General features: G+C 62.1%; 1 protein-coding gene. It reads right to left on the bottom strand.

Annotated features, from left to right (window positions below; translation table 11 throughout):
* A partial coding sequence (locus Q7C21_RS22745) for a contractile injection system protein, VgrG/Pvc8 family (protein WP_375150889.1) occupies positions 1-344 on the bottom strand: 344 nt, incomplete at its 3' end.
* Between the last annotated feature and the right edge of the window lie 207 nt (positions 345-551).

Here is a 551-nt window from a genome sequence, read left to right as displayed (position 1 = left end):
TGGCTCTGGAAGATGCGCAGGTTGCGGTCGCGCCGCATCGGCCACAGGTCCGGCTCCACCGTCAGCTGGTAGACCGCGTAGCGGGTGCCGCTCAGCTCCTGGCTGCGCACCGCCACCCGGGTGATTTTGCCGTTGAGGTAGCGCGGGCTCAGCGCGTTCATCAGGCCGTCGGTCGGCAGCGTAAAGGTCACCGGCTTGCCCAGCAGGGCGTGGCGGTCGATGCGCGCGTCGGTGGCCAGCAGTTCGGCGGTGAGCACAAAGGGACGGGACAGCGTCTCGGTGCCGGTGAGCGTGTGGAACAGCAGGCCGTCCGCCGGCAGCTGTGCAGTAATGCGTGAGAACATAGTCAGATTCCGTGCTTATATTAGAGATTAGGTACCAGTACGTCATGGCGCTGTCATCCAGAGTATCGATGTGCACCAGTGGCTCCCAGCCACCCGCGGTCGACAAGTAATGCGTGTCGCGCTGCTGCTTTCACCTACCATTTTTAACTCTACACAGGCAGCGCACCGTCCCGGTTTAGTTCCCATGGTGTTGCAAGACTTTTAGCC

It is taken from the genome of Pantoea sp. ANP04 (assembly GCF_041982285.1).
Taxonomy (GTDB): Bacteria; Pseudomonadota; Gammaproteobacteria; order Enterobacterales; family Enterobacteriaceae; genus Pantoea; species Pantoea eucalypti.
The sequence above is the reverse complement of the archived record's forward strand: the minus strand, read 5'-3'. Positions and strand labels throughout refer to the sequence as shown.